Source organism: Thauera sp. 2A1, assembly GCF_009469595.2.
GTDB lineage: Bacteria > Pseudomonadota > Gammaproteobacteria > Burkholderiales > Rhodocyclaceae > Thauera.
Genome location: NZ_SSXV01000029.1, coordinates 1 through 22,622 on the forward strand (window position 1 = coordinate 1; position 22,622 = coordinate 22,622).

Consider the following 22,622-nt stretch of genomic DNA (forward strand, 5'->3'; position numbering starts at 1 on the left):
GCGTGCGCATCGAACAGCATCTCGTGGCTCTGCGTCGGATACGCCTGCACGACAAAGGCACGGCTATAGCACAGCTTCAGGTGCGCCACGAGCACCTTGCGCCACACCCCACCGATGACCAGATGCTCCTCGCTCCAGTCGAACTGGTGCGCCTCTCCCGGCTCGAACTGCAGCGGAACAAAGGCCTTCGCGACCGATGCACCGCCTTCGGCCTTCCAGCGCCGAATGAACTCGGTGACGCGGCTGTAATCGCCGTCGAACCCCTGCGTCTGCAACTGCGCAAACAGCTTCAGCGCCGTGCGCCGGTCCCGTTGCGGTCGCCGCGCATCGGTCTCCAACATCTTGACCAGATGCCCCGCGTACGGCGCGATCTTGGTGTCGCCGACCTTGCGTCGGTACTTCGGCTCAACACCCTCGGGCGCCTTCAACCACTTGCGGATCGTCTTGCGCGTCAGCCCCGTGCGACGCTCGATCTCCGAAAGCGCGAGCCCTTCCCGGTAGTACAACCGTCTGACTTTCCCCGGCAGATTCATGGTGATCATCTCCTCTGTTCCCCGCTCCTCGACGGAAGCGGCGGAGGTTAATCACCTGGGTACTTTTCAGCGCGCAGACCCCGCGAAATCTGGGTAGTTTTCAGTGCGCGTCAACAGCATGTAGGTCAGTTCGATGGCAACGGACGGCTGCGCTTCCTTGAAAACTTCCAGCAAGTGGGGCAACGAACTGTTGATCGAAAAGTCGTTGTAGGCGATTGCGATACGACCGATATCTCCGCGCGCCGCTCGCTGTGCGAGTTGAATGCCGCGTTGGATATGGGTGAAGGCCTGCTGGCATTCTGCCAGGAACAGCCTGCCAGCCTCAGACAGGGTGACCTGGCGGGTGGTGCGCGAGAAGAGCTCGGCTCCGATTTCATCCTCGAGGGACTTTATCAGGCGGCTCAGGGCCGGTTGGGTGATGAAGAGTGCCTCCGAAGCCTTCTTGAAATGCAGCGATTCGGCGACGGCAACGAAGGCCCGCATGTGGCGCAGGTCAAAACGGATATTGCTGCCCATGGGCGAGTCCGGAGGACGAGGTTTGGTGTGGCGATGGTTCCGCCCGGGCGGGCGACTGTCAAGTGTGCGATTGGAGTGTTATGGCCGATGCCGCGCGTTGTCGCACTGCAGCTTCCGGGCAGGCGAGTGCGCATGTCGATAGAGCTCGGCGATGGTCGTCGGACAGGGCTCATAGGCGTTGGGTCGAGCGCGCTTTGGACGGCGACACGCCGAAGAAGTCGCGGTAGCAGCGGCTGAAGTGCGGTGCGCCGGTGAAGCCGCAGGCAATCGCGATGCTGGTGATGGGGGCATTCGTCTGCAGCAGCAGGCGGCGCGCGCGCGTGATGCGCAATTCGAGGTAGTAGCGTGACGGAGTGGACTTCATGTAGCGCTGGAACAGCCGATCGATCTGGCGCCGCGACACCTGGGCGTAGTGCGTCAGGTCTTCGATCGAAAGCGGCTCCTCGATGTTGCTTTCCATGAGCTTGAGGATCGCGCGCAATGCGTCCGGCAGCGCGGTGCTGGCTTCCAGCACCGGCATCGGTCTGTCGGGCATGTCCTCGGGGCCGCGGTCGCAGGCGAGGATCTCCTCGATGCCCCTCACGACGTCGTTGCCGTGCTGGTGACGGATCACGGCCAGCATCATGCCCAGTGCGCTGTTTGCGCCGGCCGAGGAGATGCGGTCGCGGTCGACGACGAAGGGCGTCGGCAGCAGCTTGACCCTGGGGCAGCTTTCCTCGAGACCCGCGCGGCTCTCCGGGTGCACCGTGCACGCGTAGCCGTCCAGCAGCCCGGCCCTGGCGAGTACGCAACTGCCATTCCACAGCGCGCCCATGGTAGTTCCGTTGCGGGCAAAGGCTTTCAGGCGGTCGAGAACGGCACGCGGCGGCGCCAAATCCGAGCGATAGCCGCCGCAGATGATGAGCATGTCGAAGTCCGCCGCGCCAAGGGAATTCAGTTCGGCGTCGGCTGCGATGCTGATGCCGAGGTCGCTGAGGACCGAGCTGCCTTCCAGACTGATGGCGTCGAAGCGGTAAAGCGGATTGCGGCTCAGCAGATTGGCGGTGACGATGGCGTCCACCGCCCCGGTGAAGGCCATCATCGAGAAGTGTTCGAGCAGCACGAAGGCGATGCGCCGGCTGATCGGCGGATGGTCGCTGTCGTTCTGATGGGCCCGCAGATACGCCTGATTGCTGTGGCGCAGCCGGCTGTTGAAGCGTCTGCTTCCAGCCGGGCTGTCCGGAACCTTGATCTTGTCTCTCTCTGCGGTGCTCATTCCCTGCCTTGTGCTCCATGCCGCGACCCGGCGACCGCGGGGCTGGCGTCCCCGAGCGCGAAACGGGGGGTCGACTGGTCGCGAAACGCGGTCTCGGCTCCAGAGGATGGTTCGATGCTCTGGATGGCCTCGCCCATTTCGGGTCTGGGCCGCCTTGGGGCGGCGCTCACCCTGAGTGAGGGCCAGCCAAGGTAAGCATAAACGATGCCGATCACCAGAGACATCCAGCAGGCGAATGGAAGCGGGATGTAGATGCGGTTTTCGAAGTTGCCGCCCGACCCGCCAAGCCGGAGCGCGGTGATGACGATGGGGGTACCTGTGTTCCGGGGCACCAGGGGAGACCCGGGGACCACCTTCCCTTGTCGTTCGTGACCTCGTGGTCGATGCAGAGACTCGGGGCGCGTGCAAATGGCCTTCTTCCGACTTGTGCAATGTTGTGCAAGTTCGTGAGGAGCACATTTGCATCGCTGATGGACGATCCTGGAGACAAAAAATGCTCCGTCACATCGCCCGGGAGAGCGATGTGACGGAGCACGGAGGGAGGAGAGAAGTGCTGGATGGTCGCTGCGAGCCTCAGGCGGTGGCGAGGCTGGCCTTCTGCTTGGTGCCGGCAGGCGCAGCGCTTTCGCGGCCGACGCTCATCACGTACTCGACGCAGCGGTCGACCGACTCCACGTCGCCGAACTTGGCGTCGATGTCGAACAGGTTCCAGGCCACGGCACCGGGGATGCGGTCGCCGATGCACTCGCGCACAGCGATCGGGCGGAAGCCTTCAGCCATGGCGTCGCACACGGTGGTGCGGACGCAGGCAGAGGCGGTCACGCCGGTCACCAGCACGGTGTCGACCCCGGCAGCGCGCAGGAAGCCGGCCAAATAGGTGCCCTGGAAGGAACTGGCGTGCTTCTTGATGAGCACCTGCTCGCCTTCGATCGGCGCGATGCGCGAGTCGATCGCCCACAGGTTCTCGTCGGCCTGGGCCACGACGTCGACCGGGATCTTGTTGTGCCACAGGCCCATGTCGGTGTTGGGGTTGCTGCGGTCATTGACCTGGTAGCAGGTGGTCACATGTACGACCGGGAAGCCACGCTCGCGGAAGGCGGCCAGCAGGCGCTGCATGCCGGGGATGATCTCCTCGTCAATCTTCTCGCAGGTGAAGGGATTGCCCGGACGGGTCCAGGCGTTGGCGAGGTCGACGCTGACGAGGGCGGGGCGCTTGCCGAAACCGACTCGGCGCTGGAAGCCGCGCTCCTGGTACAGCTTGGTGGCCTGGGCGAAGGCTTGGTCGAGCATGCTCTGCAGATCGTTGGACATCTTTCAGACTCCTTTAGGTGTGAGATATCAAGGTTCCGGTAACCGCCTTCTCGTGCTGGCTGGTTCGGGTGTTGCCCTCAGGCAGTTCGAAGATTAGGGATGCGGATAAATAACGTCCAATGACTAATTGGGCGTGATTGATGCTCTTGAAAGCAATTATTTGCCAGGCTTTTCGGGCGCGCGCGAGCGCGCGACTAAGCGCGCGATTATTTTCGGCGCGGCGACGTAGCAAGAACGACGCGCATGTCGGATCCAGGATAGTTGCGCAAATCACGTCCATCCCGGACAAATGCGTGACGGATACAGGCAAAAGCGCACTGGGCGAACTTCCTAAGATCTGGCTCCAACAGGTTGCGAAACGGCGCACCTGCCGCCAGGGGCGGAAGACCCAAGAACGAAAGGAGACAGAACAAGATGTTTGCCATGACCGACCGCATCGCAGGTTTCGACGACGAGCTGAAGGCCGCGATGGACGCGGAGTTCGAGCGCCAGGAGTCGCACATCGAGCTCATCGCATCCGAGAACTACACCAGCCCGCGCGTGCTCGAGGCGCAGGGCAGCGTGCTCACCAACAAGTACGCCGAAGGCTATCCGGGCAAGCGCTACTACGGTGGCTGCGAGCATGTGGATGTGGTCGAGCAGTTGGCGATCGACCGCGCCAAGGAGCTGTTCGGCGCCGACTACGCCAACGTGCAGCCGCACTCGGGCTCGCAGGCCAACGCCGCCGTGTACATGGCGCTGCTCGAGCCGCACGACACCGTGCTGGGCATGAGCCTGGCCCACGGCGGCCACCTGACCCACGGCGCCAAGGTCAACTTCTCCGGCAAGATCTACAACGCGGTGCAGTACGGTCTGAACGAAGCCACCGGCGAGATCGACTACGAGCAGGTCGAAGCGCTGGCGCGCGAGCACAAGCCGAAGATGATCGTTGCCGGCTTCTCTGCCTATTCGCGGGTGGTCGACTGGAAGCGCTTCCGCGACATCGCCGATCTGGTGGGCGCCAAGCTCTTCGTCGACATGGCCCACGTCGCCGGGCTGGTCGCCGCCGGCCTGTACCCCAACCCGGTGCCGTTTGCCGACGTCGTCACCACCACCACCCACAAGACGCTGCGCGGCCCGCGCGGCGGTCTGATCCTGGCGCGCGCCAATGCCGAGCTCGAGAAGAAGCTCAACGCCGTCGTCTTCCCCGGCATCCAGGGCGGCCCGCTGATGCACGTCATCGCCGCCAAGGCCGTCGCGCTGAAGGAAGCGCTGCAGCCGGAGTTCCGCGCTTACCAGGAGCAGGTGCTGAAGAACGCGCGGGTGATGGCGGGCGAGTTCATCGAGCGCGGCTACAAGATCGTCTCCGGCGGCACCGACGACCACCTCTTCCTGGTCGACCTGGTCGCCAAGGGCATTACCGGCAAGGCGGCCGACGCTGCGCTCGGAGCGGCGCACATCACGGTCAACAAGAACGCCGTGCCCAACGACCCGCAGTCTCCCTTCGTCACCAGCGGCATCCGCATCGGCACGCCGGCGATCACCAGCCGCGGCTTCAAGGAAGCCGAGGCGAAGGCGCTGACGCACTGGATCTGCGACGTGCTCGACGACATCAACGACGAATCGGTGATCGCCGGGGTGCGCGAGAAGGTCAAGACCCTGTGCGCGCACTTCCCCGTCTATCCCGCCAGTCGCTGATCGGCGCCACCGGAGAACCGAGATGGCCATCAGCGTATTCGAGATGTTCAAGGTCGGCATCGGCCCGTCGAGTTCCCACACCGTGGGCCCGATGCGCGCCGCGCTGACCTTCGTCACCCGGCTGCAGGAGGAGGGCGTGCTCGCCCGGGTGCGCCGGGTGCGCGCCGAGCTGTACGGCTCGCTCGGCGCCACCGGCAAGGGCCACGGCAGCGACAAGGCGGTGATGCTCGGGCTTGAGGGCGAGGCGCCCGACCTGATCGATCCGGACACGATCGACGGCCGGCTCACGCGCATCCGCGACGGGCGCAAGCTCTCGCTGCTCGGCATGCACGCGGTCGAGTTCAACGAGAAGACCGACCTTCTCTTCCTGCGCCGCCAGAGCCTGCCCTACCACCCGAACGGCATGCGCCTGATCGCCTTCGGCGAGGGCGACGTCGAGCTGGCGAACCGGGTGTACTACTCGGTGGGTGGCGGATTCGTCGTCAATGAGGCGGCGGCGGGTGCCGACCGCATCGTCGAGGATCGCACCGAGCTGCCGTACCCGTACCGCAACGCGGACCAGTTGCTCACGCAGTGCGCGGTCAATGACCTCTCGATCAGCCAGTTGATGCTGGAGAACGAGAAGGCCTGGCGCAGCGAGGCCGAGACGCGCAACGGTCTGCTGCACATCTGGAAGGTGATGCAGGCCTGCGTTCGGCGCGGCTGCGAGGCCGAGGGCGTGCTACCCGGCGGCATGAAGGTGCGCCGGCGCGCAGCCGAGCTCTATCACAAGCTGTCGAGCGCGCCCGAGGCCTCGCTGCGCGACCCGCTGACGACCATGGACTGGGTGAATCTGTATGCGCTGGCGGTCAATGAGGAAAACGCGGCCGGCGGGCGCATCGTCACCGCGCCGACCAACGGAGCGGCGGGAATCATCCCCGCGGTGCTGCACTACTACTACCGCTTCATTCCCGGTGCCACCGAAGACGGGGTGGTGCGCTTCCTGCTCACCGCCGCTGCGATCGGCATCCTGTTCAAGGAGAACGCCTCGATCTCCGGTGCCGAAGTCGGCTGCCAGGGCGAGGTGGGCGTGGCCTGCTCCATGGCGGCGGGCGCGCTGACCGAAGTCCTCGGTGGCACGCCCGAGCAGGTCGAGAACGCCGCCGAGATCGGCATGGAGCACAACCTCGGGCTCACCTGCGATCCGGTGGGCGGGCTGGTGCAGGTGCCCTGCATCGAGCGCAACGCGATGGGCTCGATCAAGGCGATCAACGCCGCGCGCATGGCGCTGCGCGGTGACGGCAAGCATTTCGTGTCGCTCGACAAGGTGATCAAGACCATGCGCGACACCGGGCGCGACATGAAGGACAAATACAAGGAGACATCCCGCGGCGGCCTCGCGGTGAATGTCATCGAGTGCTGAGTGCGAGGAGCAAAGGTCATGCAACACTATTCAGGATTCGGGCTCGTCAAGCACGGGCTCAGCCATCACGAGAACTGGCAGCGCATGTGGCGCAACCCGGTGCCCAAGAGTCAGTACGACGTCATTGTCGTCGGCGGCGGCGGGCACGGTCTGGCCACCGCCTACTACCTCGCCAAGGTGCACGGCATCACCAATGTGGCGGTGGTGGAGAAGGGCTGGCTGGGTGGCGGCAACACCGCGCGCAACACGACCATCGTGCGCTCCAACTACCTGTGGGACGAGGCCGCCTGGCTGTACGAGCACGCGATGAAGCTGTGGGAAGGGCTGTCGCAGGATCTCAACTACAACGTGATGTTCTCGCAGCGCGGCGTGATGAACCTGGGTCACACGCTGCAGGACATGCGCGACATCCACCGGCGGGTAAACGCCAACCGGCTGAACGGCATCGACGGCGAGGTGCTCGACGTCAAGCAGGTCCAGGAGATCGTGCCGATCATGGACTGCTCGCGCAACACCCGCTATCCGGTGCTGGGCGCCTCGTGGCAACCGCGCGCCGGCGTCGCGCGCCATGATGCTGTGGCCTGGGGCTATGCCCGTGGCGCCGATGCGCTGGGTGTCGATCTGCTGCAGCAGACCGAAGTCACCGGCTTTCGCATCAGCGGCGGCAAGGTGCTGGGTGTCGAGACCAACCGCGGCTACATCGGCGGCAAGACCATCGGCGTGGTCACCGCGGGCAATTCCGGGGTGCTGGCGAAGATGGCCGGCTTCAAGCTGCCGATCGAGTCGCACCCGCTGCAGGCGCTGGTGTCCGAGCCGATGAAGCCCATCCTCGACACGGTCGTCATGTCCAACCACGTGCATGGCTATGTCAGCCAGTCGGACAAGGGCGACCTCGTCATCGGCGCGGGCATCGACGGCTACAACGGCTACGGCCAGCGCGGCAGCTACCCGACGATCGAACACACGCTGCAGGCGATCGTCGAGCTGTTCCCGATGTTCTCGCGCGTGCGCATGAACCGGCAGTGGGGCGGCATCGTCGATACCTGCCCGGATGCCTGCCCGATCATCTCGGCGACACCGGTGGGCGGGCTGTTCTTCAACTGCGGCTGGGGCACGGGCGGCTTCAAGGCGACCCCGGGTTCGGGCCACGTGTTTGCGGCGACGCTTGCCGAGGGCAAGGCGCATCCGCTGGCCGCGCCCTTCTCGATCGACCGCTTCATCTCCGGAAAACTCATCGACGAGCACGGCGCAGCCGGCGTCGCCCACTGAGGAGAGGACATCATGCTGCACATCTACTGTCCCTATTGCGAGGAATACCGCGAGGAAGAGGAGTTCCGGCCCAAGGGCGAAGCGCACATCGCGCGCCCGGCGGAACCGGAAGCCACCAGCGACGAAGCCTGGGGCGACTACCTGTTCTTCCGCAAGAACCCGCGCGGGCTGCACCACGAGCAGTGGTACCACGCCGCGGGCTGCCGCAAGTTCTTCAACGCCACGCGTGACACCGTGAGCTACCAGATTCTCGAAACCTACAAGGCCGGGCAGCAGCCCACGGTGACCGCTGCGGCCTCCGGCAAGAAGGTGGCAAAATGAGCCAACGCAATCGTATCGAGCAGGGCGGGCGTATCGACCGCAGCCGCCCGCTGCGCTTCAGCTTCAACGGTGTCGGCTACCAGGGCTTTGCCGGCGACACGCTCGCCTCGGCGCTGCTCGCCAACGGCGTCGACATCGTCAATCGCAGCTTCAAGTATGCGCGGGTGCGCGGCATCGTCGCCGCCGGCGCCGAAGAGCCCAACGCGGTGGTCCAGTTGGGCGCCACCGAAGCCTCGCAGGTGCCCAACGTGCGTGCCACGCAACAGGCGCTGTACGACGGTCTGACGGCCGGCAGCACCAATGGCTGGCCCAATGTCGACCGCGACCTGATGGGCGTGCTGGGCAAGGTCGGCGGCAAGTTCATGCCGCCGGGCTTCTACTACAAGACCTTCATGTCGCCCGCGTCGATGTGGCCGAAGTACGAGAAGTACATCCGCAAGGCCGCGGGTCTGGGCCGCAGCCCCAGGGAGCGCGACCCCGACATCTACGACCACATCAACCGTCATTGCGACGTGCTGGTGGTGGGCGCGGGCCCCGCGGGCCTGGCGGCGGCACTGGTGGCCGGGCGCGCCGGGGCACGGGTGATCCTGTGCGACGAGCAGGAAGAGATGGGCGGCTCGCTGCTCGACTCGCGTGAGCCGATCGACGGCCGGCCGGCTGCCGACTGGGTGGCCGCGGTGTTGCAGGAGCTGGGCGCGATGCCCGACGTGCTGCTGCTGCCGCGCACCACCGCCAATGGCTACCACGATCACAACTTCGTCACCCTGCACGAGCGGCGCACCGAGCACCTGGCCGACCTCGCCCCGGCGCAGAACGGCCGCCGCACGGTGCGCGCCCGCATGCACCGGGTGCGCGCCGGACAGGTGATCCTCGCCACCGGCACGCACGAGCGGCCGCTGGTGTATGCGAACAATGACGTGCCGGGCAACATGATCGCCGGCGCGGTGTCTGCCTACATCCATCGCTACGCGGTGGTGCCGGGCCAGCGCCTGGTGCTGTCGACCTCCAACGACCACGCCTACCGCGCGGCGCTCGACTGGCGTGAAGCCGGGCGCGAGGTGGTCGCAATCGTCGATGCGCGCGGGAATCCCGAGGGCGACCTCGTGGCCGAAGCGCGCAAGCGCGGCATCCGCATCATCACCGGTAGTGCGGTGATCGAGACGCGCGGCAGCCGTCGCGTCTCGAGCGCGCTGGTCGCGAAGATCGACCTGGCCGGTTTCAAGGTGAGCGGTGCGGTCGAGGAACTGGCCTGCGACACCGTCGCCAGCTCGGGCGGCTACAGCCCGGTGGTGCATCTGGCCGCCCATACCGGGGCACGCCCCGAATGGCGCGACGACGTCCTCGGCTTCGTGCCGGGCAAGGTGAAGGGCATGATCCCGGCTGGCGGCGTCAATGGCGTGATGGCGCTGGCCGAGGTGCTGGCCGACGGCGTCGAGGCCGGCTGCCGTGCGCTGATGGAGACGGGTATGAAGGCCGCACCTCTCCGTCTGCCCGAGGTGCGAAGGGTGCGAGAGGGCAAGGCGGCCGCCCTGTACCAGGTGCCCCACGTCAAGCCGGCGATGCGGGCGCCCAAGCAGTTCGTCGACCAGCAGAACGACGTCACCGCGGCCGGCATCGAACTGGCCACGCGCGAGGGCTTCGAATCGATCGAACACGTCAAGCGCTACACCGGCATGGGCTTCGGTACCGACCAGGGCAAGCTCGGCAACATCAACGGCATGGCGATCGCGGCGCGCTGCCTCGGGCAGAGCATCCCGGAGACGGGCACCACGGTGTTCCGGCCGAACTACACGCCGATCACCTTCGGCGCCGTTGCCGGGCGGCACTGCGGCGAGTTCTTCGATCCGCGCCGCTACACCGCGCTGCACGCCTGGCACGTGGAGCATGGCGCCAAGTTCGAGGAAGTGGGGCAGTGGATGCGGCCGTGGTACTTCCCGCGCGGCAACGAGACGATGCACGAGGCGGTGCAGCGCGAATGCCGCGCGGTACGCGAGAACGTCGGCATCCTCGACGCCTCGACGCTGGGCAAGATCGAGATCCAGGGCAAGGATGCGCGCGAGTTCCTCAACCGCCTCTACACCAACGCCTGGACCAAGCTCGACGTCGGCAAGGCACGCTATGGCCTCATGTGCAAGGACGACGGCATGATCATGGACGACGGCGTCACCGCCTGCCTGGGCGAGAACCACTTCCACATGACCACCACCACCGGTGGCGCGGCGGGGGTGCTCGATTGGATGGAGATGTGGCATCAGACCGAATGGCCCGAGCTGGAGGTGTATTTCAACTCGGTCACCGACCACTGGGCGGCGATGGCGCTCAACGGTCCGAACGCCCGCAAGCTGCTCGCCGAGCTCACCGACATCGACCTCTCGAAGGACAAGTTCGGCTTCATGGACTGGCGCGAGGGCACGGTTGCGGGGGTGCCGGCGCGGGTGTTCCGCATCTCCTTCACCGGAGAGCTGTCGTACGAGATCAACGTGCAGGCCAACCATGCGATGCACGTGTGGAAAGCGCTGTTCGAGAAGGGCGAGAAGTACGGCCTCACGCCCTACGGCACCGAGACCATGCACGTGCTGCGCGCCGAGAAGGGCTTCGTCATCATCGGCCAGGACACCGACGGCTCGGTCACGCCGGAGGATCTCGGCATGCAGTGGTGCGTCGGCTACAAGAAGCCGTTCTCGTGGATCGGCCGGCGCGCGCTGTCGCGCCCGGACACCAGGCGCACCGACCGCAAGCAGCTCGTGGGTCTGAAACCGCTCGACAGCAAGCTGGTGCTCGACGAGGGGGCACAGATCGTGCTCGACAAGGAGGTGAAGATTCCGATGCCGATGGTCGGCCATGTCACCTCCAGCTACTTCAGCCCGACGCTGGGGCATTCCTTCGCCCTGGCGCTGCTCAAGGGCGGCAGCCAGCGCATCGGCCAGACCGTCTATCTGCCGATGGCCGACGGCCGAGTACATGCCGCCGAAGTCGTCAGCCCCGTCTTCTACGATCCTAACGGAGAGCGTCACCATGTCTGATCTGTCCATCTTCGACCTGAACCCGGCGGCGGGCGCCAAACCCGAATCGCCGCTCGCCATGACCCGTGTGACCGTCGCGACCGTGGCCTCGGCGGCCAAGGCCGGGGTGGTGGTGCGCGAGCACGCCTTCCTCGGGCACCTCATCCTGCGGGGCCGCGCCTCGGATCCGGCTTTCTGCGCCGGCGTCGAGCAGGCGCTCGGCCTGCCGCTGCCGCTGAAGATGGGGCCCCTGTCGCGCGACGAGGCGCGTGGGGTCAGCGTGCAGTGGATGTCGCCGGACGAGTGGCTGGTCATCGTTCCTGCCGGCAGCGAGTTCGCGACGGAGAAGCGGCTGCGCGAGGCGCTTTCCGGGCACTACGCGGTGATGAACGTGAGCGGCGGCCAGACTGTACTGGAGCTCAGCGGCCCGGCGGTGAGGGACGTGCTGATGAAGTGCACGCCCTACGATGTGCATCCGGGCCACTTTCCGGTGGGCAAGGCCGTGAGCAGCGTGTTCGCGAAGAGCACGGCCATCATCCGCCGCGTGGCCGAGGACCGCTGGGAACTGGTGATCCGGCGCAGCTTCGCCGATTACCTGTTCCGCTGGGTGCTCGATGCCAGCGAGGAGTTCGGCGTTCATGTGGTCCAGTGAGGGAGGGGCCGCGGCCGGACTCGAGGACGCACCGGCCGGTTCGCCGGTGCGCGGCTCGGCGGTCAGCATCCCGCCGCTTCCGGGCGATGACAGCATCTTCCTGCGAGGACTGCGGGTGGAAGCGCTCATCGGCGTCTACGAGCACGAGCGCCATGCGCCGCAGCCGTTGGTGGTCGATCTCGAGCTGGGTCTGGCCCACTCGCGCGGCTGTCTCAGTGACCGCATCGAGGATGCGGTCGACTACGCGGAGGTGGTCGCAGCGTTACGACGACACGCGCTGGCGAATCGTCGTGAGTTGCTCGAGGCATTTGCGCAGGATCTCGCTGACCGCTTGCTGAGGGACTTTGCGCTGGTCTCGGTCGCAGTGACCGTGTCGAAGCCCGGCATCCTGGATGCGGCCGACAGCATCGGTGTGTCGATCAGGCGCTGGCGTCGCCAGTGCAGCGATGCCTGACGTCGCCAGCGGCTGAGTCGGTTCGCGGCCTCGGCACTGGCCAGGCCGTCGTGTGCGCTCCCCTGCGCGGCGATCCACTGCGCAGCGGGGCGGCTCCAGTCAGGCACATCGTCCACAGGGTTTTGCATTCGCTCGTCCTGGAGGTGCGGCTGCGCCGATCTACCGCACGACCGGAACGGCCATCAGGTAATCGTATAGCTTGTCGGCAAGGGCCGCGCGCTGGTCGGCGGGCATCGTGTCCGGCAGGCCCGGCATGCTGGTACCCGGCCTGGCGAGGTCGGGGTGCAGCACCCATTGCAGGAAGGCGGGGCGGCTCAGCGATTTGACCCGTTCGGCGAGGTTGATCGGCCACTTGTCGCCGCCATAGCCATTGACCTGATGGCAGCTCAGACAATACTTCTGCGCCAGACCGGCGGTTTGCGCATGCTGCGCAGCGGTGCCGGCCGGCAGCAGGGCGTCCAGCCGTGCCGTCGCCAGCGACAGTTGCTTGATCTGATACGGCCAGAAGGTGCCCCCTTCGGCGCGCAGTTCCGGGTTCCGGAGGTTGTCCCACACCAGGTACCAAGGGCCGAGGGCGACGTTCTTCTCGTTCTGCAAGCGGTTATCGACGCTGAAGGTGGGGTGTCCGGGGCGTTCGAACACCAGGTAGGCGCGATACTGGCCGAAGCGCTCGGCCGGAATCCGCGAGACGTAGCCGTCGAGCGCGCGGAACTCGATCTCGGCGCCAGGAGCGCGCCACGCCTGCCCCAGCCAGCGATCCAGCACCCGCTCCGCCGGCCACCCCCGATACTGGACAGGCACCGGCCGGTCGGCCGTTGATAGATGCGGTTCCACGACCTGGACCACGACCGCCGCTTCGGCCAATGACCCTTCCATGTCACGCGGGTCGGGCAGGTCGACCGCAGCGGCACGGCCATGAAGGATCGCGGCCACCGCCAGGAGGAGCAGCGCGATCACATTGCGAGGCTTGCCGAGGGCAGCTGACCAGATTCGATTCATCATGACTCGCTGCTCCCGTAGCGGCCTATATTGAGTACATGACCGGCAATCGCCGGGCGTCACGTGGAGCACGATCATGAACAAGGTGAGGAAAAGCAACAAGGAGCCCAAGAAGCAATCCGTCCTGACCCCCAAGGAAAAGAGGGCCTCGAAGCGCGCCCGGAAACACGCTCACGACGCGGTGCCGCTGATCACCCCGCGGTGAGGCTGGACTGGCCCGCACGATGCGCGGAATTGGTCGAGATGCGCCCCTTTGGGGATCGAGTTCTTGGCCCGGGTGGACGCGTGACGCTCGTCAGCACGGATGTTCGACGACGCGCGCCTGAGCCGGTTTTCACCGGCCGCTCCCATAGGGGCGGGTCAGCACTTCCAGGAAGTGTCCGTCCGGGTCGTCGAAATACATCCCCCGGCCCCCGTCGCCGTGGTTGATCTCGCCCGGTCGCGACCGTCCCGGATCGGCCCAGTATGGCAGGCCACGCCCGCGAATCCGGTCGAAGACCTGATCGAACTCGACTTCGCTGATCAGGAAGGCATAGTGCTGCGACGCGATCGGCGCGTCGGTATCGAGGAAGTCGAGGCTGACGCCGTTGTCGACTTCGACCACCACGAACGGGCCGAAACGCGTCGGCGGCGGAAGCCCCAGGATGTCGGTCAGGAATGCGGCCGACAAGTGGCTGTCGCGGGCGTGCACGATGGTGTGATTGAGGTGGACGGCCATGGCATCGTGATCGTTGCTGGGTTGGGCGACATCTACCGAAAGGTTGCCCGAGGGCCATTGATAGGCCCGGTAAGCCGATCTCGCTATGCTGGCCGGGCCGCGTCGATGATCCTCTCCTTCGATGGACAGCAATCGGCCGTGCCGGTTCGGTGGCGCGTCGAGCGAAAGCCCCATGGGCGCCAACGCAAGGCACATTAAGGCCGAGCCGGACGTTTCCGGGTATCACTCAAGCCAAGGATGAGAAAGCCATGAATTCCGATCTCAATCAGCGTATCAGTTTCAACCCCCGCCAATGCGGGGGCCAAGCCTGCATCCGCGGGCTGAGAATCCGGGTGGCCTACGTTCTGGAAATGCTTGCCCAAGGCGTCGAGCAATCGGAAATCCTTGCTGACTTCCCTGACCTGGAAGCGGCGGACATCATGGCCTGCCTGCATTTCGCCGCGAAGCGGGCGGCGATTGCGAGACTGGCGGCATGATCTTCTGGGTGGACGCCCAACTACCACCCGGGCTCGGCAGGCAGGCGAGCAAATCGTCGAACTCGGCGACGCGTGAGCAGGATCTGGCCCGTAGCTCAAATGAATCGGTCTTTCCGGGCGGTACACATACATCCCCGGTCGAACGGCAAAATCTCCGCGATCCACCTCGCTACTTCGAGCATGTCTTCATCGTCGTCGATGAAATCGGCTGCCGCGCCAAGCCGAGTACAGATCGGATTTCCAAGTCGGTTCAGCTCGCAGGCAGCATGCTGGTCGAGGGCGGGTGCAATGCGTGCGGAAATTTCGCGGGTGAGAGCCCGACCGGCGAAGCCATAGGTCAGCCGGATCATCCCGAAGCCGCGGCGACCCCGCTCGATCCGGCGGCGGATGTCCGCCGGCTTTTCCTTGAAAGCGATGGTGCTACCATCGCCGCATGAGTGCCAGCGCCGAACTCTTCGCCATCGCCACCTCGCGCCTGGGCAAACGCTTCGACCAGATCATGGCGCTGGACGGGCTGGATCTTGGTGTCGCCCGCGGCATCATCTTCGGCCTGCTCGGACCGAACGGCGCGGGAAAGAGCACGGCGATCAAGATCCTCACCACGCTGCTCGATGCCAGCGGTGGTTCGGCCCAGGTCGCCGGCTTCGACGTGGCGAAGGAACCGGTCGAGGTGAGGCGGCGCATCGGCTACGTGCCGCAACTGCTGTCGGCCGACGGTGCGCTCACCGCCACCGAGAACCTCAACCTTTCGGCGCGCCTGTACGGCCTGCGAGGAGCGGAGCGCGCGGCACGCGTGCGCGACGCGCTGGCCTTCGCCGGGCTCGACGGGGTGGCCGACAAGCTGGTGCGCACTTACTCCGGCGGCATGGTCCGGCGGCTGGAGATCGCGCAGGCGACGTTGCACGGCCCCGAGGTGCTGTTCCTGGATGAACCGACCAGCGGTCTCGACCCGGTTGCGCGGCACACGGTGTGGGACCGCCTGCTGGAGCTGCGGCGCAGCCGCGGCATGACCATCCTCATCACTACTCACGACATGGAAGAGGCCGACGTGCTGTGCGACGAGCTGGCGATCCTGCATCGCGGCCGGCTTGCCGCCGTCGGCAGCCCCGCAGCGCTCAAGGCGCAGGTCGGCCCCGAGGCGGATCTGGAGGACGTATTCGCCCATTTCAGCGGCGCGGTGATGGATCAGGGCGGGCGCTTCCGGGACATCCGCGAGAGCCGCGGCACCCTGCAACGTCTGGGGTGAGACGCATGCGCGCGTACGCGATCGAAACGGCGGCGGTGGCGGACGCCGAGGTGCGCAAGCTGATGCGTGACCCGACCGAGCTGATGTCGCGCGCGGTGCAGCCGGTGCTGTGGCTGGCGATCTTCGGCCAGGTGTTCAGCCAGGTGCGGGGCATCCCGACCGGCAGCCTGCGCTATCTGGATTTCATGGCGCCGGGCATCCTCGCGCAGAGCATCCTGTTCAGCGCGATCTTCTACGGCATTTCCGTGATATGGGAGCGCGACCTCGGCATCGTGCACAAGATCCTCGTCACACCCGCCCACCGCAGCGCGCTGGTGCTCGGCAAGGCGATCGCCTCCGGCCTGCGCGGCCTGGTGCAGGCCGTCGTCGTGTATGGCGTCGCCGTCGCGACCGATGTCGACATCCAGTGGACACCGGCGGGCGTGCTGACCGTGGTGCTGGCGGTGGTGCTCGGCTCGTGCATCTTCTCCACCTTCTCGCTGGTCATCGCCTGCATCGTCAAGACGCGCGAGCGCTTCATGGGCATTGGCCAGGTGCTGACGATGCCGCTGTTCTTCGCCTCCAACGCCATCTATCCGCTCGACCTGATGCCGGGCTGGCTGCGCACCGTCGCCCTCGCCAACCCGCTCACCTACCTGGTCGACGTGCTGCGCGGCGCGATGATCGTCGGCGGCACCAGCGTGCACGCCTGGACGACCAGCTTCGCGGTGTTGCTGGGGGTGTTCCTGGCGCTGCTGGCGCTGGCTGCGCACCTGTATCCCGGCCTGGCGCGCTGAAATCGAGCCGGCGCCGCAGGGCTCAGGCCGTGAGCCGTGCGCCCAGCGCTCTCACTTCAGGCGGGCCGTTGACTGGCGCGGTGTCGCCCCGGGCGACGGTCTGCAGCAGGCGCGACACGACCGGCTCCAGAGGCAGCGATACGCCGAAATGCAGCGGCTTGCCGTCCCTGAAGATCGCCAGCGTGGGGAAGTTGTCGACATCGATGTCGCCGACGAGCTCGGCGTCGTCCTCGATGTCGGCCCACGCGAACAGCATGTCAGGGTGTGCGGCGGCGATGCGCTCCAGCACGGGGCGGAATTCACGGCAGGTACCGCACCATTCGGCGCACAGGGCGATCACGACCAGGGTACCCGGGACGAGCCGTGGATGGCCGGGAAGCTCGGCGACGGGGATCAGTGCGGTCATGCGTGGCGTCGCGGGTCGGTTCAGGCGCGTGCGGGCGCCTTGTCGACGCCCGGCCTGCTGGGGAAGAAACTCACCTTCTGCGCCACCACCGCATCGCGCATCTTCGCCACATGCGGTTTCATCGCGCCGACCACGTGCATCTCGCAGCGCTTGCAGTCGAAGCGCAGGGTCAGGGTTTCGTTGCCGTTGACCAGTTGCATCGGGTCGGGGCGGATGCCTTTCACTTCCTTCGGGCACAGGTTGAAGCTGTAGCGCAGGCAGTGCTTGGTGATCATCAGCGACACGTCGTCGCGTTCCTCGTTGGCCTCGTAGGCGGCGTCGATGAGCTTGACGCCGTGCTTCGCGTAGAAGGCACGGGCCTGGTCGTTGAGGACGTTGGCGAGGTAGCTCAGCGCGTCCTGCGGGTAGGGCACCGGCGGCTCGACCGCGGCGGCGCGCGGCGGGCGGACGTGAGCCTTCAGGCGGGCGGTTTCGAGCTGCTCGACGGCGTCGCGGCGCAGCGCGTTGAGCTGCGAGGCGGGCAGGAAGGAGGCTTCGGTCACGTCGAGCGCGATGTCGCCGGCGCTGAAGATCGTGTTGCCGAGCTTGGCGATGTGCTCGCGCAGCGTGGCGAGCGCGCGGTCGACGTTCTGTGCCGGCTCGTGCGCAGCGATGACGCTGGCGGTGGCGGTGACGCCGTCCTCGTCGGTGACGGTCAGCGCGTACCCGTCGGGCGTGGCGAAGAAGCGCGCATCGACGCGGATGCGGCGCTCGGCGGATTTCTTCTCCAGCGCACGTTCGAACTCGTGGTCGTGGTTGCGGAACAGCGACGTGCCGGGCACAAGGTCGGCAGGCAGCGGATCGGACGGGAAGACGCGGTCGATACCTTCGCCGCCGCCGTTGGCCTCGGCGCGGTTGACGCGCAGGCCAGTGAGCTCGCCCTTGGGGTTGTACCAGGTGAGTCCGTCGGCATTGTGGATCGGGGCTGCGCGCTCGACGTCGAAGAACTTGTGGCCCTTGGAGTCGATCTTCGTCACCCGCCCAATCGGTTCGCCGACGAACTTGGGCGATTCGAAGGCCTCGATGCCGTGGTGGCGCTCGTTGGCGAAGTAATCGGTGTAGCCGCGGTTGAAGGTCTTGTCGGCCTGCGGCGTGAACAGGAAGGTGCTGCGCCCGCTGGAGGCGCGGCGATACACCGGGCCGTCCGCCTCGGGGTGCTCGATGATCTCGTCTAGCAGCGTGCGGTAGTGCGCGGTGATGTTCTTGACGTAGGAGAGGTCCTTGTAGCGACCCTCGATCTTGAACGAGCTGACGCCGGCTGCGGCCAGGGCGCGCAGGTTGGCGCTCTGGTTGTTGTCCTTCATCGACAGCATGTGCTGGTTGCTGGCGATGGTGTTGCCGTCCTTGTCCTTCAGGTCGTAGGGCAGGCGGCAGGCCTGCGAACATTCGCCGCGGTTGGCGCTGCGGCCGGTGTGGGCGTGGCTGATGTAGCACTGGCCCGAGTAGGCTACGCACAGCGCGCCGTGCACGAAGTATTCGAGGTAGCAGCCGGTCGCCGCAGCGATCTTCTTCACGTCAGCCAGCGTCAGCTCGCGCGCCAGCACGATCTGCGAGAAGCCGACGTCCTGCAGGAAGCGCGCCTTGCTGGCGTCGCGGATGTCGGTCTGCGTGCTGGCGTGCAGCTGGATCGGCGGCAGGTCGAGCTCGAGCAGGCCCATGTCCTGCACGATCAGCGCGTCGACGCCGGCGTCATAAAGCTGCCACACGAGCTGGCGCGCGGGTTCGAGCTCGGCGTCGTGCAGGATGGTATTGAGCGCGACGAAGATCTCGGCGTGGTAGCGGTGCGCGTGCGAGACCAGGCGCGCGATGTCGGCGACGGTGTTCTCCGCGGACGAGCGCGCGCCGAACGACGGGCCGCCGATGTACACCGCGTCCGCGCCGTGGTTGATCGCCTCGATGCCGATGTCGGCCGTCTTGGCGGGGGCGAGGAGTTCGAGGACCTTGCGGTCGCGGGGGGCTGCAGTGCTCATCGGGAAAAACGCGCGCAAGCGCTTGATCGGAAAGGGCGCAATGATACCGCGTCCGCCGATACCGCGTCCGCCCGCTTCAGGCGTCGCGATGTGGGCGCCGCATCACCGCTGGCAGCAGCACCAGCAGGCCGATCGCGTCCGCCAGCCAGTCCAGCGGGTCGCCGACACGGGTGGGTGTGAAGGTCTGGGCGACTTCCATCGCCGCGCCGTAGGCAAGCAGGCCGACAACCAACACGGCAGTGCGCTGCGGCCAGCCGGCCCGCCCCAGCAGCGCCAGGGCGGCGAACACCAGCGCGTGCTCGACCTTGTCCTGCCACGACACGATCTGCACGATGTCGGGCGCGGGGAGCAGGGCGAGCCAGAAGAAGAGCGGCAGGGCGATGGTGAAGAGGAGGCGTGCGGGGAACTTCAGCGAAGGGTGGGGCATCAGTGTTGGCATTGAAAATTGTCCGCGAGATTGTCGCATTGGTCCGATGTGCGTGTAGGAGCGGGCTTGACCGCGATCTCGGGAGTCGGTCAGGGGCGCGGGTCAGGGGCGCCTGTCGCGGTCAAGCCTGCTCCCACAGGATCTCTCGACGCGATGAGGGCTGAGGATCATTCCGGAGTGAAACCATGAAACGCCTCGCTGCACGCGCCTTGCTTGCCACCTTCTGCATCGCGGTCTTTGCGCCGGGGATCGCCGCTGCGGCCGGCATGCAGGTGAAGACCGAGACCGGCACCGTCGTGCTGACCGAGGTCGCGCGCGGTCTGGAGAACCCCTGGTCGCTCGCCTTCCTGCCCGATGGCCGTATGCTGGTCACCGAACGGCCGGGGCGCATGCGCCTGGTGTCGCCGTCCGGGGCGTTGTCTGCGCCGCTCGCCGGCCTGCCGGCGGTGCATGCCAGCGGCCAGGGCGGTTTGCTGGACGTGGTGCTGAGCCCGGGCTTCGCGACCGATCGCCTGATCTACTTCAGCTTCGCCCAGCCCACTGCCGGTGGTGCGCGCACCGCGGTCGCGCGTGCGCTGCTGGACGCGGATGCGCTGCGGCTGCAGGACCTGCGGGTGATCTTCGCGCAGAAGGACGACCCGCCCGGCAGCCACCATTTCGGCTCGCGTCTGGTGTTCGGGCGCGACGGCACGCTCTTCGTGACGCTGGGCGAGCGCTTCAATCATCGGGACCGTGCGCAGGATCTGGACAGCCACCTGGGGAAGGTGGTGCGCATCAATCCGGACGGCAGCGTGCCGGCGGACAATCCTTTCGTCGGCCGGGCGGGAGCCTTGCCCGAAATCTGGAGCTACGGCCATCGCAACGTGCAGGGCGCGGCGCTGCATCCCCAGACCGGCGCGCTGTGGGCGCACGAGCATGGGCCGCAGGGCGGTGACGAACTCAACATCCTGCTCGCCGGGCGCAACTACGGCTGGCCGCAGATCACCTTCGGGCGCGAGTACGTCACCGGCTTCAGGATCGGTGAAGGCACCGAGCGCGCCGACGTGCAGCCTCCGCTGAAGCAATGGACGCCGTCGATCGCGCCGTCGGGCATGGCCTTCTACACCGCCGACGTGTTCCCGCGCTGGAAGGGCAATCTCTTCATCGGTGCGCTGAAGTACCGCATGCTGGTGCGCCTGGTGCTGGACGGCGACAACGTGACGCACGAGGAGCGCCTGCTCGCCGACCAGGGCATGCGCATCCGCGACGTGCGTCAGGGCCCGGACGGACGGCTGTGGCTGCTGGACGACAGCAACGGGCGCATCCTGCGGCTGGACCCGCGCTAGAGATCACCTGGACATCAGGCAGCCTGCTTGATCGCCAGTAGGGCCTGGTTGCGCAGCGTGCGCAGCAGGGCCAGCTCGGCTTCGGCGATGACGATGTCGCCGGCGTGGTCCTTGTCGGCGTAGATGAGTGCCACCGGCTTGTTCTTGAGGGTCAGCGGAAACAGCACGAAAGTCTGCGAGCTCAGCGCCTTGCGATACCAGGCCGGGATGCGGCTGGCGATCTGCGGGTCGTCCACGTCGCTGATCAGGATGTCCACGCCCTTCGCCGTGGCGACGTTGAACACGTTGTCCGGCTGCGTCGCGAGGCTGAAGCGCACGCTGCGGATCAGCAGGTCGACGTCCGGCCCGAAGCCGAAGCGACCTGCCATCGAGTTGTTGCGGGCGTCGCGGATGCACAGCAGCACATGCTTGAAGCCCATCGCGCGGTAGATGGTCTCCAGGATGATGCGCAGCACGTCGTTGAGTTTCAGCCCCTCGAGCAGCGCATTGGTGATGTCCTGGATGCCGGCAGTCAGCACCGACTGCGGGTCCGGCTTCGGGGAGGGCGCAGCACCGTCAGCGATCGCGCCGGCGGGCAGGGCTCGTTCCTCGAGCTGGCCAGGCACCGGCGCTTCCCCGGCGGGCGCTGCCCCAGCCTCCGCAGCATTGAGGAAACGATGCAACTGCCGCCCGATGCGGGTGGCGGGCAGATGGATCTGGATGATCCCGGCGATGTCGGTCAGTTCGTCGATCGCCGTGTCGAGCACTTCTTCCAGGGCGTTCTCGGCCATCGGCACGGCGTCGGTGAAGCGGCTGGCGATGTGGCGGATCTCGCGGTCGCGCTCGGCCGGGGCCAGGCCGGCGACGGCATCGCACAGTTCGTTGGCGCAGGCCGACAGCGCCCGCAGCCGCCCCTCCTGGGTATCGATGCGCCGCACCGGCCCTTCGGCGAGCTTGCGCATGCTGCTGACGATGACAGGCGGAAAGCCCCAGGCCTGCGCCAGCCCGGTGCCGAGATCCTCGAAGCTCAGGCCAAGCACCTGCAGCGCCGCCACATCCTCGCTGCAACTGCTCTGCCTCGCGACGCGGCGGATGTCCTCGCTTTCCTCGGCAAAGTAGTATTGCGACACCAGCCGGCCGAGGTTGTGGAACACCGCGCAGATGTAGGCCTGTTCCAGTTCGCGCAGGCGCATGCGCGCCGCAATCTCGCGCGCCAGCAGGCCGGCCAGGCAGGCGCGCAGGAATTCCTCCTTCAGTTGCGCCGCATTGGCCTTGTCCTGCAGGTGCTCGAACAGCAGCACGGTGATGGCGATGTTCCGCACCGCGTCGAAGCCGAGGACGATCACTGCGCGCGAGACCGTGCTGATGCTGCCGCCACCGGGGCGATAGTGCACCGAATTGACGACTCTCAGCAGCTTGTTGGTGAGTGAGAAGTCGCGCAGGATCAGCTCGGAGAGCTTGCTCACGCTCTCCGATTCGCTCGCGGTGATGCGGTTGATGGCGACCACCGAGGACGACAGCGCCGGGAAATCACCACGGTGGCGCATGCGCCGCAGCATGAATTCGAGCGCTTCCTGGCGTGGCTCGGTACGCTGCTCGCCCTCATGCGACAAGGACTCGCTGCCGGCGTCGGAGACCTGCGGCGGGAGACTGGATCCGGATTGCGATGCGTCAGAGCCTGGCTGCGTCATGGGAGGAAAGCGAGGTCGGGATTCTGTCGCCCGGAGCGAACTGGCGCGTGGTGCACGCAACCGTCTTGCAGGGAGCGTCGGCGGGTGGCCCGATTATGGCACACGCACGATCGTCGCTGCGTCGGCAGCATGCCAGCGACCCGATGCTGTCATGCAGGCGTGGCATCATCGCCGGATT

22 protein-coding genes and 1 pseudogene are annotated in these 22,622 nt (G+C 66.6%); 13 read left to right on the forward strand and 10 right to left on the reverse strand.

Translation table 11 applies throughout. The features are described 5' to 3' along the window. From GH664_RS19785 to GH664_RS19800, 4 genes and pseudogenes are all read right to left on the reverse strand, one after another. Window positions 1-533 (reverse strand): annotated as a pseudogene (locus GH664_RS19785) (IS21 family transposase); the annotation flags it as partial. Window positions 534-599: 66 nt separating this feature from the next. Beyond that, window positions 600-1,049, reverse strand: coding sequence for a LysR family transcriptional regulator (locus GH664_RS19790; RefSeq protein WP_153169837.1), 450 nt, complete (start codon window positions 1,047-1,049; stop codon window positions 600-602). A 169-nt stretch (window positions 1,050-1,218) separates the two neighbouring features. After that, entirely contained in the window at window positions 1,219-2,304 is a 1,086-nt protein-coding gene (locus GH664_RS19795; RefSeq protein WP_153169838.1) for a GlxA family transcriptional regulator, read from the reverse strand. Between the two features lie 573 nt (window positions 2,305-2,877). Then, window positions 2,878-3,615 carry an isochorismatase family protein gene (locus GH664_RS19800; protein ID WP_153169839.1) on the reverse strand — a complete coding sequence of 246 codons (738 nt, stop codon included), beginning with the start codon at window positions 3,613-3,615 and terminating at the stop codon, window positions 2,878-2,880. A gap of 414 nt (window positions 3,616-4,029) precedes the next feature. On the opposite strand from GH664_RS19800, the gene glyA reads away from it, so the two are divergent. From glyA to folB, 7 genes are read left to right on the forward strand one after another with little or no spacing between them, the layout of a single operon-like run. Further along, window positions 4,030-5,292 (forward strand): serine hydroxymethyltransferase, encoded by a 1,263-nt coding sequence (glyA, locus tag GH664_RS19805; protein ID WP_153169840.1) that lies wholly within the window; start codon window positions 4,030-4,032, stop codon window positions 5,290-5,292. 22 nt (window positions 5,293-5,314) lie between these two features. Then, the gene (locus GH664_RS19810) at window positions 5,315-6,694 is read left to right on the forward strand and encodes an L-serine ammonia-lyase (RefSeq protein ID WP_153169841.1); all 1,380 of its coding nucleotides are present in this window, start codon (window positions 5,315-5,317) and stop codon (window positions 6,692-6,694) included. A gap of 18 nt (window positions 6,695-6,712) precedes the next feature. Then, window positions 6,713-7,963, forward strand: a complete 1,251-nt coding sequence (locus GH664_RS19815) for a sarcosine oxidase subunit beta family protein (RefSeq protein WP_153169842.1) — start codon at window positions 6,713-6,715, stop codon at window positions 7,961-7,963. 12 nt (window positions 7,964-7,975) lie between these two features. After that, window positions 7,976-8,284 carry a sarcosine oxidase subunit delta gene (locus GH664_RS19820; protein WP_153169843.1) on the forward strand — a complete coding sequence of 103 codons (309 nt, stop codon included), beginning with the start codon at window positions 7,976-7,978 and terminating at the stop codon, window positions 8,282-8,284. After that, a complete protein-coding gene (locus tag GH664_RS19825; protein WP_153169844.1) occupies window positions 8,281-11,307 on the forward strand; it encodes a sarcosine oxidase subunit alpha in 3,027 nt (1,008 codons plus the stop codon). Before GH664_RS19820 ends, GH664_RS19825 begins: the two co-directional genes overlap by 4 nt. Continuing rightward, complete coding sequence (locus GH664_RS19830) at window positions 11,300-11,938, forward strand: sarcosine oxidase subunit gamma (protein WP_153169845.1); 639 nt, start codon at window positions 11,300-11,302, stop codon at window positions 11,936-11,938. Before GH664_RS19825 ends, GH664_RS19830 begins: the two co-directional genes overlap by 8 nt. Further along, entirely contained in the window at window positions 11,925-12,392 is a 468-nt protein-coding gene (gene folB, locus GH664_RS19835; RefSeq protein WP_153169846.1) for a dihydroneopterin aldolase, read from the forward strand. Before GH664_RS19830 ends, folB begins: the two co-directional genes overlap by 14 nt. 159 nt (window positions 12,393-12,551) lie before the next feature. Here the strand turns inward: folB and GH664_RS19840 are convergent, their stop codons facing one another. After that, a complete protein-coding gene (locus tag GH664_RS19840) occupies window positions 12,552-13,394 on the reverse strand; it encodes a cytochrome c family protein (RefSeq protein WP_153169847.1) in 843 nt (280 codons plus the stop codon). Between the two features lie 73 nt (window positions 13,395-13,467). On the opposite strand from GH664_RS19840, the gene GH664_RS19845 reads away from it, so the two are divergent. Then, window positions 13,468-13,596, forward strand: a complete 129-nt coding sequence (locus GH664_RS19845; protein WP_255424958.1) for a hypothetical protein — start codon at window positions 13,468-13,470, stop codon at window positions 13,594-13,596. Window positions 13,597-13,725: 129 nt separating this feature from the next. On the opposite strand, the gene GH664_RS19850 is transcribed toward GH664_RS19845, so the two are convergent. Then, window positions 13,726-14,109, reverse strand: a complete 384-nt coding sequence (locus GH664_RS19850; protein ID WP_153169848.1) for a VOC family protein — start codon at window positions 14,107-14,109, stop codon at window positions 13,726-13,728. A gap of 248 nt (window positions 14,110-14,357) precedes the next feature. Between GH664_RS19850 and GH664_RS19855 the strand changes: the two genes are divergently transcribed. The 4 genes from GH664_RS19855 to GH664_RS19870 are packed head-to-tail and all read left to right on the forward strand — an operon-like array spanning window position 14,358 to window position 16,607. Beyond that, entirely contained in the window at window positions 14,358-14,585 is a 228-nt protein-coding gene (locus GH664_RS19855) for a DUF433 domain-containing protein (RefSeq protein ID WP_153169849.1), read from the forward strand. Further along, on the forward strand, window positions 14,582-15,022 hold the full coding sequence (locus GH664_RS19860; protein ID WP_153169850.1) for a hypothetical protein: 441 nt from the start codon (window positions 14,582-14,584) through the stop codon (window positions 15,020-15,022). Before GH664_RS19855 ends, GH664_RS19860 begins: the two co-directional genes overlap by 4 nt. Continuing rightward, a complete protein-coding gene (locus GH664_RS19865; RefSeq protein ID WP_153169851.1) occupies window positions 15,019-15,831 on the forward strand; it encodes an ATP-binding cassette domain-containing protein in 813 nt (270 codons plus the stop codon). Before GH664_RS19860 ends, GH664_RS19865 begins: the two co-directional genes overlap by 4 nt. A 5-nt stretch (window positions 15,832-15,836) precedes the next feature. Continuing rightward, window positions 15,837-16,607, forward strand: a complete 771-nt coding sequence (locus GH664_RS19870; protein WP_153169852.1) for an ABC transporter permease — start codon at window positions 15,837-15,839, stop codon at window positions 16,605-16,607. Window positions 16,608-16,629: 22 nt separating this feature from the next. Here the strand turns inward: GH664_RS19870 and GH664_RS19875 are convergent, their stop codons facing one another. From GH664_RS19875 to GH664_RS19885, 3 genes are all read right to left on the reverse strand, one after another. Then, window positions 16,630-17,013: a thioredoxin family protein gene (locus tag GH664_RS19875; RefSeq protein ID WP_153169853.1), complete on the reverse strand. Its 384-nt coding sequence runs from the start codon at window positions 17,011-17,013 to the stop codon at window positions 16,630-16,632. Window positions 17,014-17,033: 20 nt separating this feature from the next. Beyond that, window positions 17,034-19,022, reverse strand: coding sequence for a U32 family peptidase (locus GH664_RS19880; RefSeq protein WP_153169854.1), 1,989 nt, complete (start codon window positions 19,020-19,022; stop codon window positions 17,034-17,036). 76 nt (window positions 19,023-19,098) lie between these two features. Then, on the reverse strand, window positions 19,099-19,461 hold the full coding sequence (locus tag GH664_RS19885; protein ID WP_153169855.1) for a VanZ family protein: 363 nt from the start codon (window positions 19,459-19,461) through the stop codon (window positions 19,099-19,101). Window positions 19,462-19,715: 254 nt separating this feature from the next. On the opposite strand from GH664_RS19885, the gene GH664_RS19890 reads away from it, so the two are divergent. Then, complete coding sequence (locus GH664_RS19890) at window positions 19,716-20,774, forward strand: PQQ-dependent sugar dehydrogenase (RefSeq protein WP_228111639.1); 1,059 nt, start codon at window positions 19,716-19,718, stop codon at window positions 20,772-20,774. Between the two features lie 14 nt (window positions 20,775-20,788). Here the strand turns inward: GH664_RS19890 and GH664_RS19895 are convergent, their stop codons facing one another. Next, a complete protein-coding gene (locus tag GH664_RS19895) occupies window positions 20,789-22,366 on the reverse strand; it encodes an HDOD domain-containing protein (protein ID WP_228111636.1) in 1,578 nt (525 codons plus the stop codon). Window positions 22,367-22,622: the final 256 nt, after the last annotated feature.

Bases quoted from the DNA above. Each gene is read 5' to 3' on its own strand.
- GH664_RS19845 (WP_255424958.1), top strand. From the start codon at position 13,468: ATGAACAAGGTGAGGAAAAGCAACAAGGAGCCCAAGAAGCAATCCGTC.
- GH664_RS19860 (WP_153169850.1), top strand. From the start codon at position 14,582: ATGATCTTCTGGGTGGACGCCCAACTACCACCCGGGCTCGGCAGGCAG.
- GH664_RS19850 (WP_153169848.1), bottom strand. From the start codon at position 14,109: ATGGCCGTCCACCTCAATCACACCATCGTGCACGCCCGCGACAGCCAC.
- GH664_RS19795 (WP_153169838.1), bottom strand. From the start codon at position 2,304: ATGAGCACCGCAGAGAGAGACAAGATCAAGGTTCCGGACAGCCCGGCT.
- glyA (WP_153169840.1), top strand. From the start codon at position 4,030: ATGTTTGCCATGACCGACCGCATCGCAGGTTTCGACGACGAGCTGAAG.
- GH664_RS19890 (WP_228111639.1), top strand. From the start codon at position 19,716: ATGCAGGTGAAGACCGAGACCGGCACCGTCGTGCTGACCGAGGTCGCG.
- GH664_RS19855 (WP_153169849.1), top strand. From the start codon at position 14,358: ATGAATTCCGATCTCAATCAGCGTATCAGTTTCAACCCCCGCCAATGC.
- GH664_RS19885 (WP_153169855.1), bottom strand. From the start codon at position 19,461: ATGCCAACACTGATGCCCCACCCTTCGCTGAAGTTCCCCGCACGCCTC.
- GH664_RS19865 (WP_153169851.1), top strand. From the start codon at position 15,019: ATGAGTGCCAGCGCCGAACTCTTCGCCATCGCCACCTCGCGCCTGGGC.
- GH664_RS19810 (WP_153169841.1), top strand. From the start codon at position 5,315: ATGGCCATCAGCGTATTCGAGATGTTCAAGGTCGGCATCGGCCCGTCG.
- GH664_RS19875 (WP_153169853.1), bottom strand. From the start codon at position 17,013: ATGACCGCACTGATCCCCGTCGCCGAGCTTCCCGGCCATCCACGGCTC.
- GH664_RS19870 (WP_153169852.1), top strand. From the start codon at position 15,837: ATGCGCGCGTACGCGATCGAAACGGCGGCGGTGGCGGACGCCGAGGTG.
- GH664_RS19880 (WP_153169854.1), bottom strand. From the start codon at position 19,022: ATGAGCACTGCAGCCCCCCGCGACCGCAAGGTCCTCGAACTCCTCGCC.
- folB (WP_153169846.1), top strand. From the start codon at position 11,925: ATGTGGTCCAGTGAGGGAGGGGCCGCGGCCGGACTCGAGGACGCACCG.
- GH664_RS19790 (WP_153169837.1), bottom strand. From the start codon at position 1,049: ATGGGCAGCAATATCCGTTTTGACCTGCGCCACATGCGGGCCTTCGTT.
- GH664_RS19815 (WP_153169842.1), top strand. From the start codon at position 6,713: ATGCAACACTATTCAGGATTCGGGCTCGTCAAGCACGGGCTCAGCCAT.
- GH664_RS19840 (WP_153169847.1), bottom strand. From the start codon at position 13,394: ATGATGAATCGAATCTGGTCAGCTGCCCTCGGCAAGCCTCGCAATGTG.
- GH664_RS19830 (WP_153169845.1), top strand. From the start codon at position 11,300: ATGTCTGATCTGTCCATCTTCGACCTGAACCCGGCGGCGGGCGCCAAA.
- GH664_RS19800 (WP_153169839.1), bottom strand. From the start codon at position 3,615: ATGTCCAACGATCTGCAGAGCATGCTCGACCAAGCCTTCGCCCAGGCC.
- GH664_RS19820 (WP_153169843.1), top strand. From the start codon at position 7,976: ATGCTGCACATCTACTGTCCCTATTGCGAGGAATACCGCGAGGAAGAG.
- GH664_RS19825 (WP_153169844.1), top strand. From the start codon at position 8,281: ATGAGCCAACGCAATCGTATCGAGCAGGGCGGGCGTATCGACCGCAGC.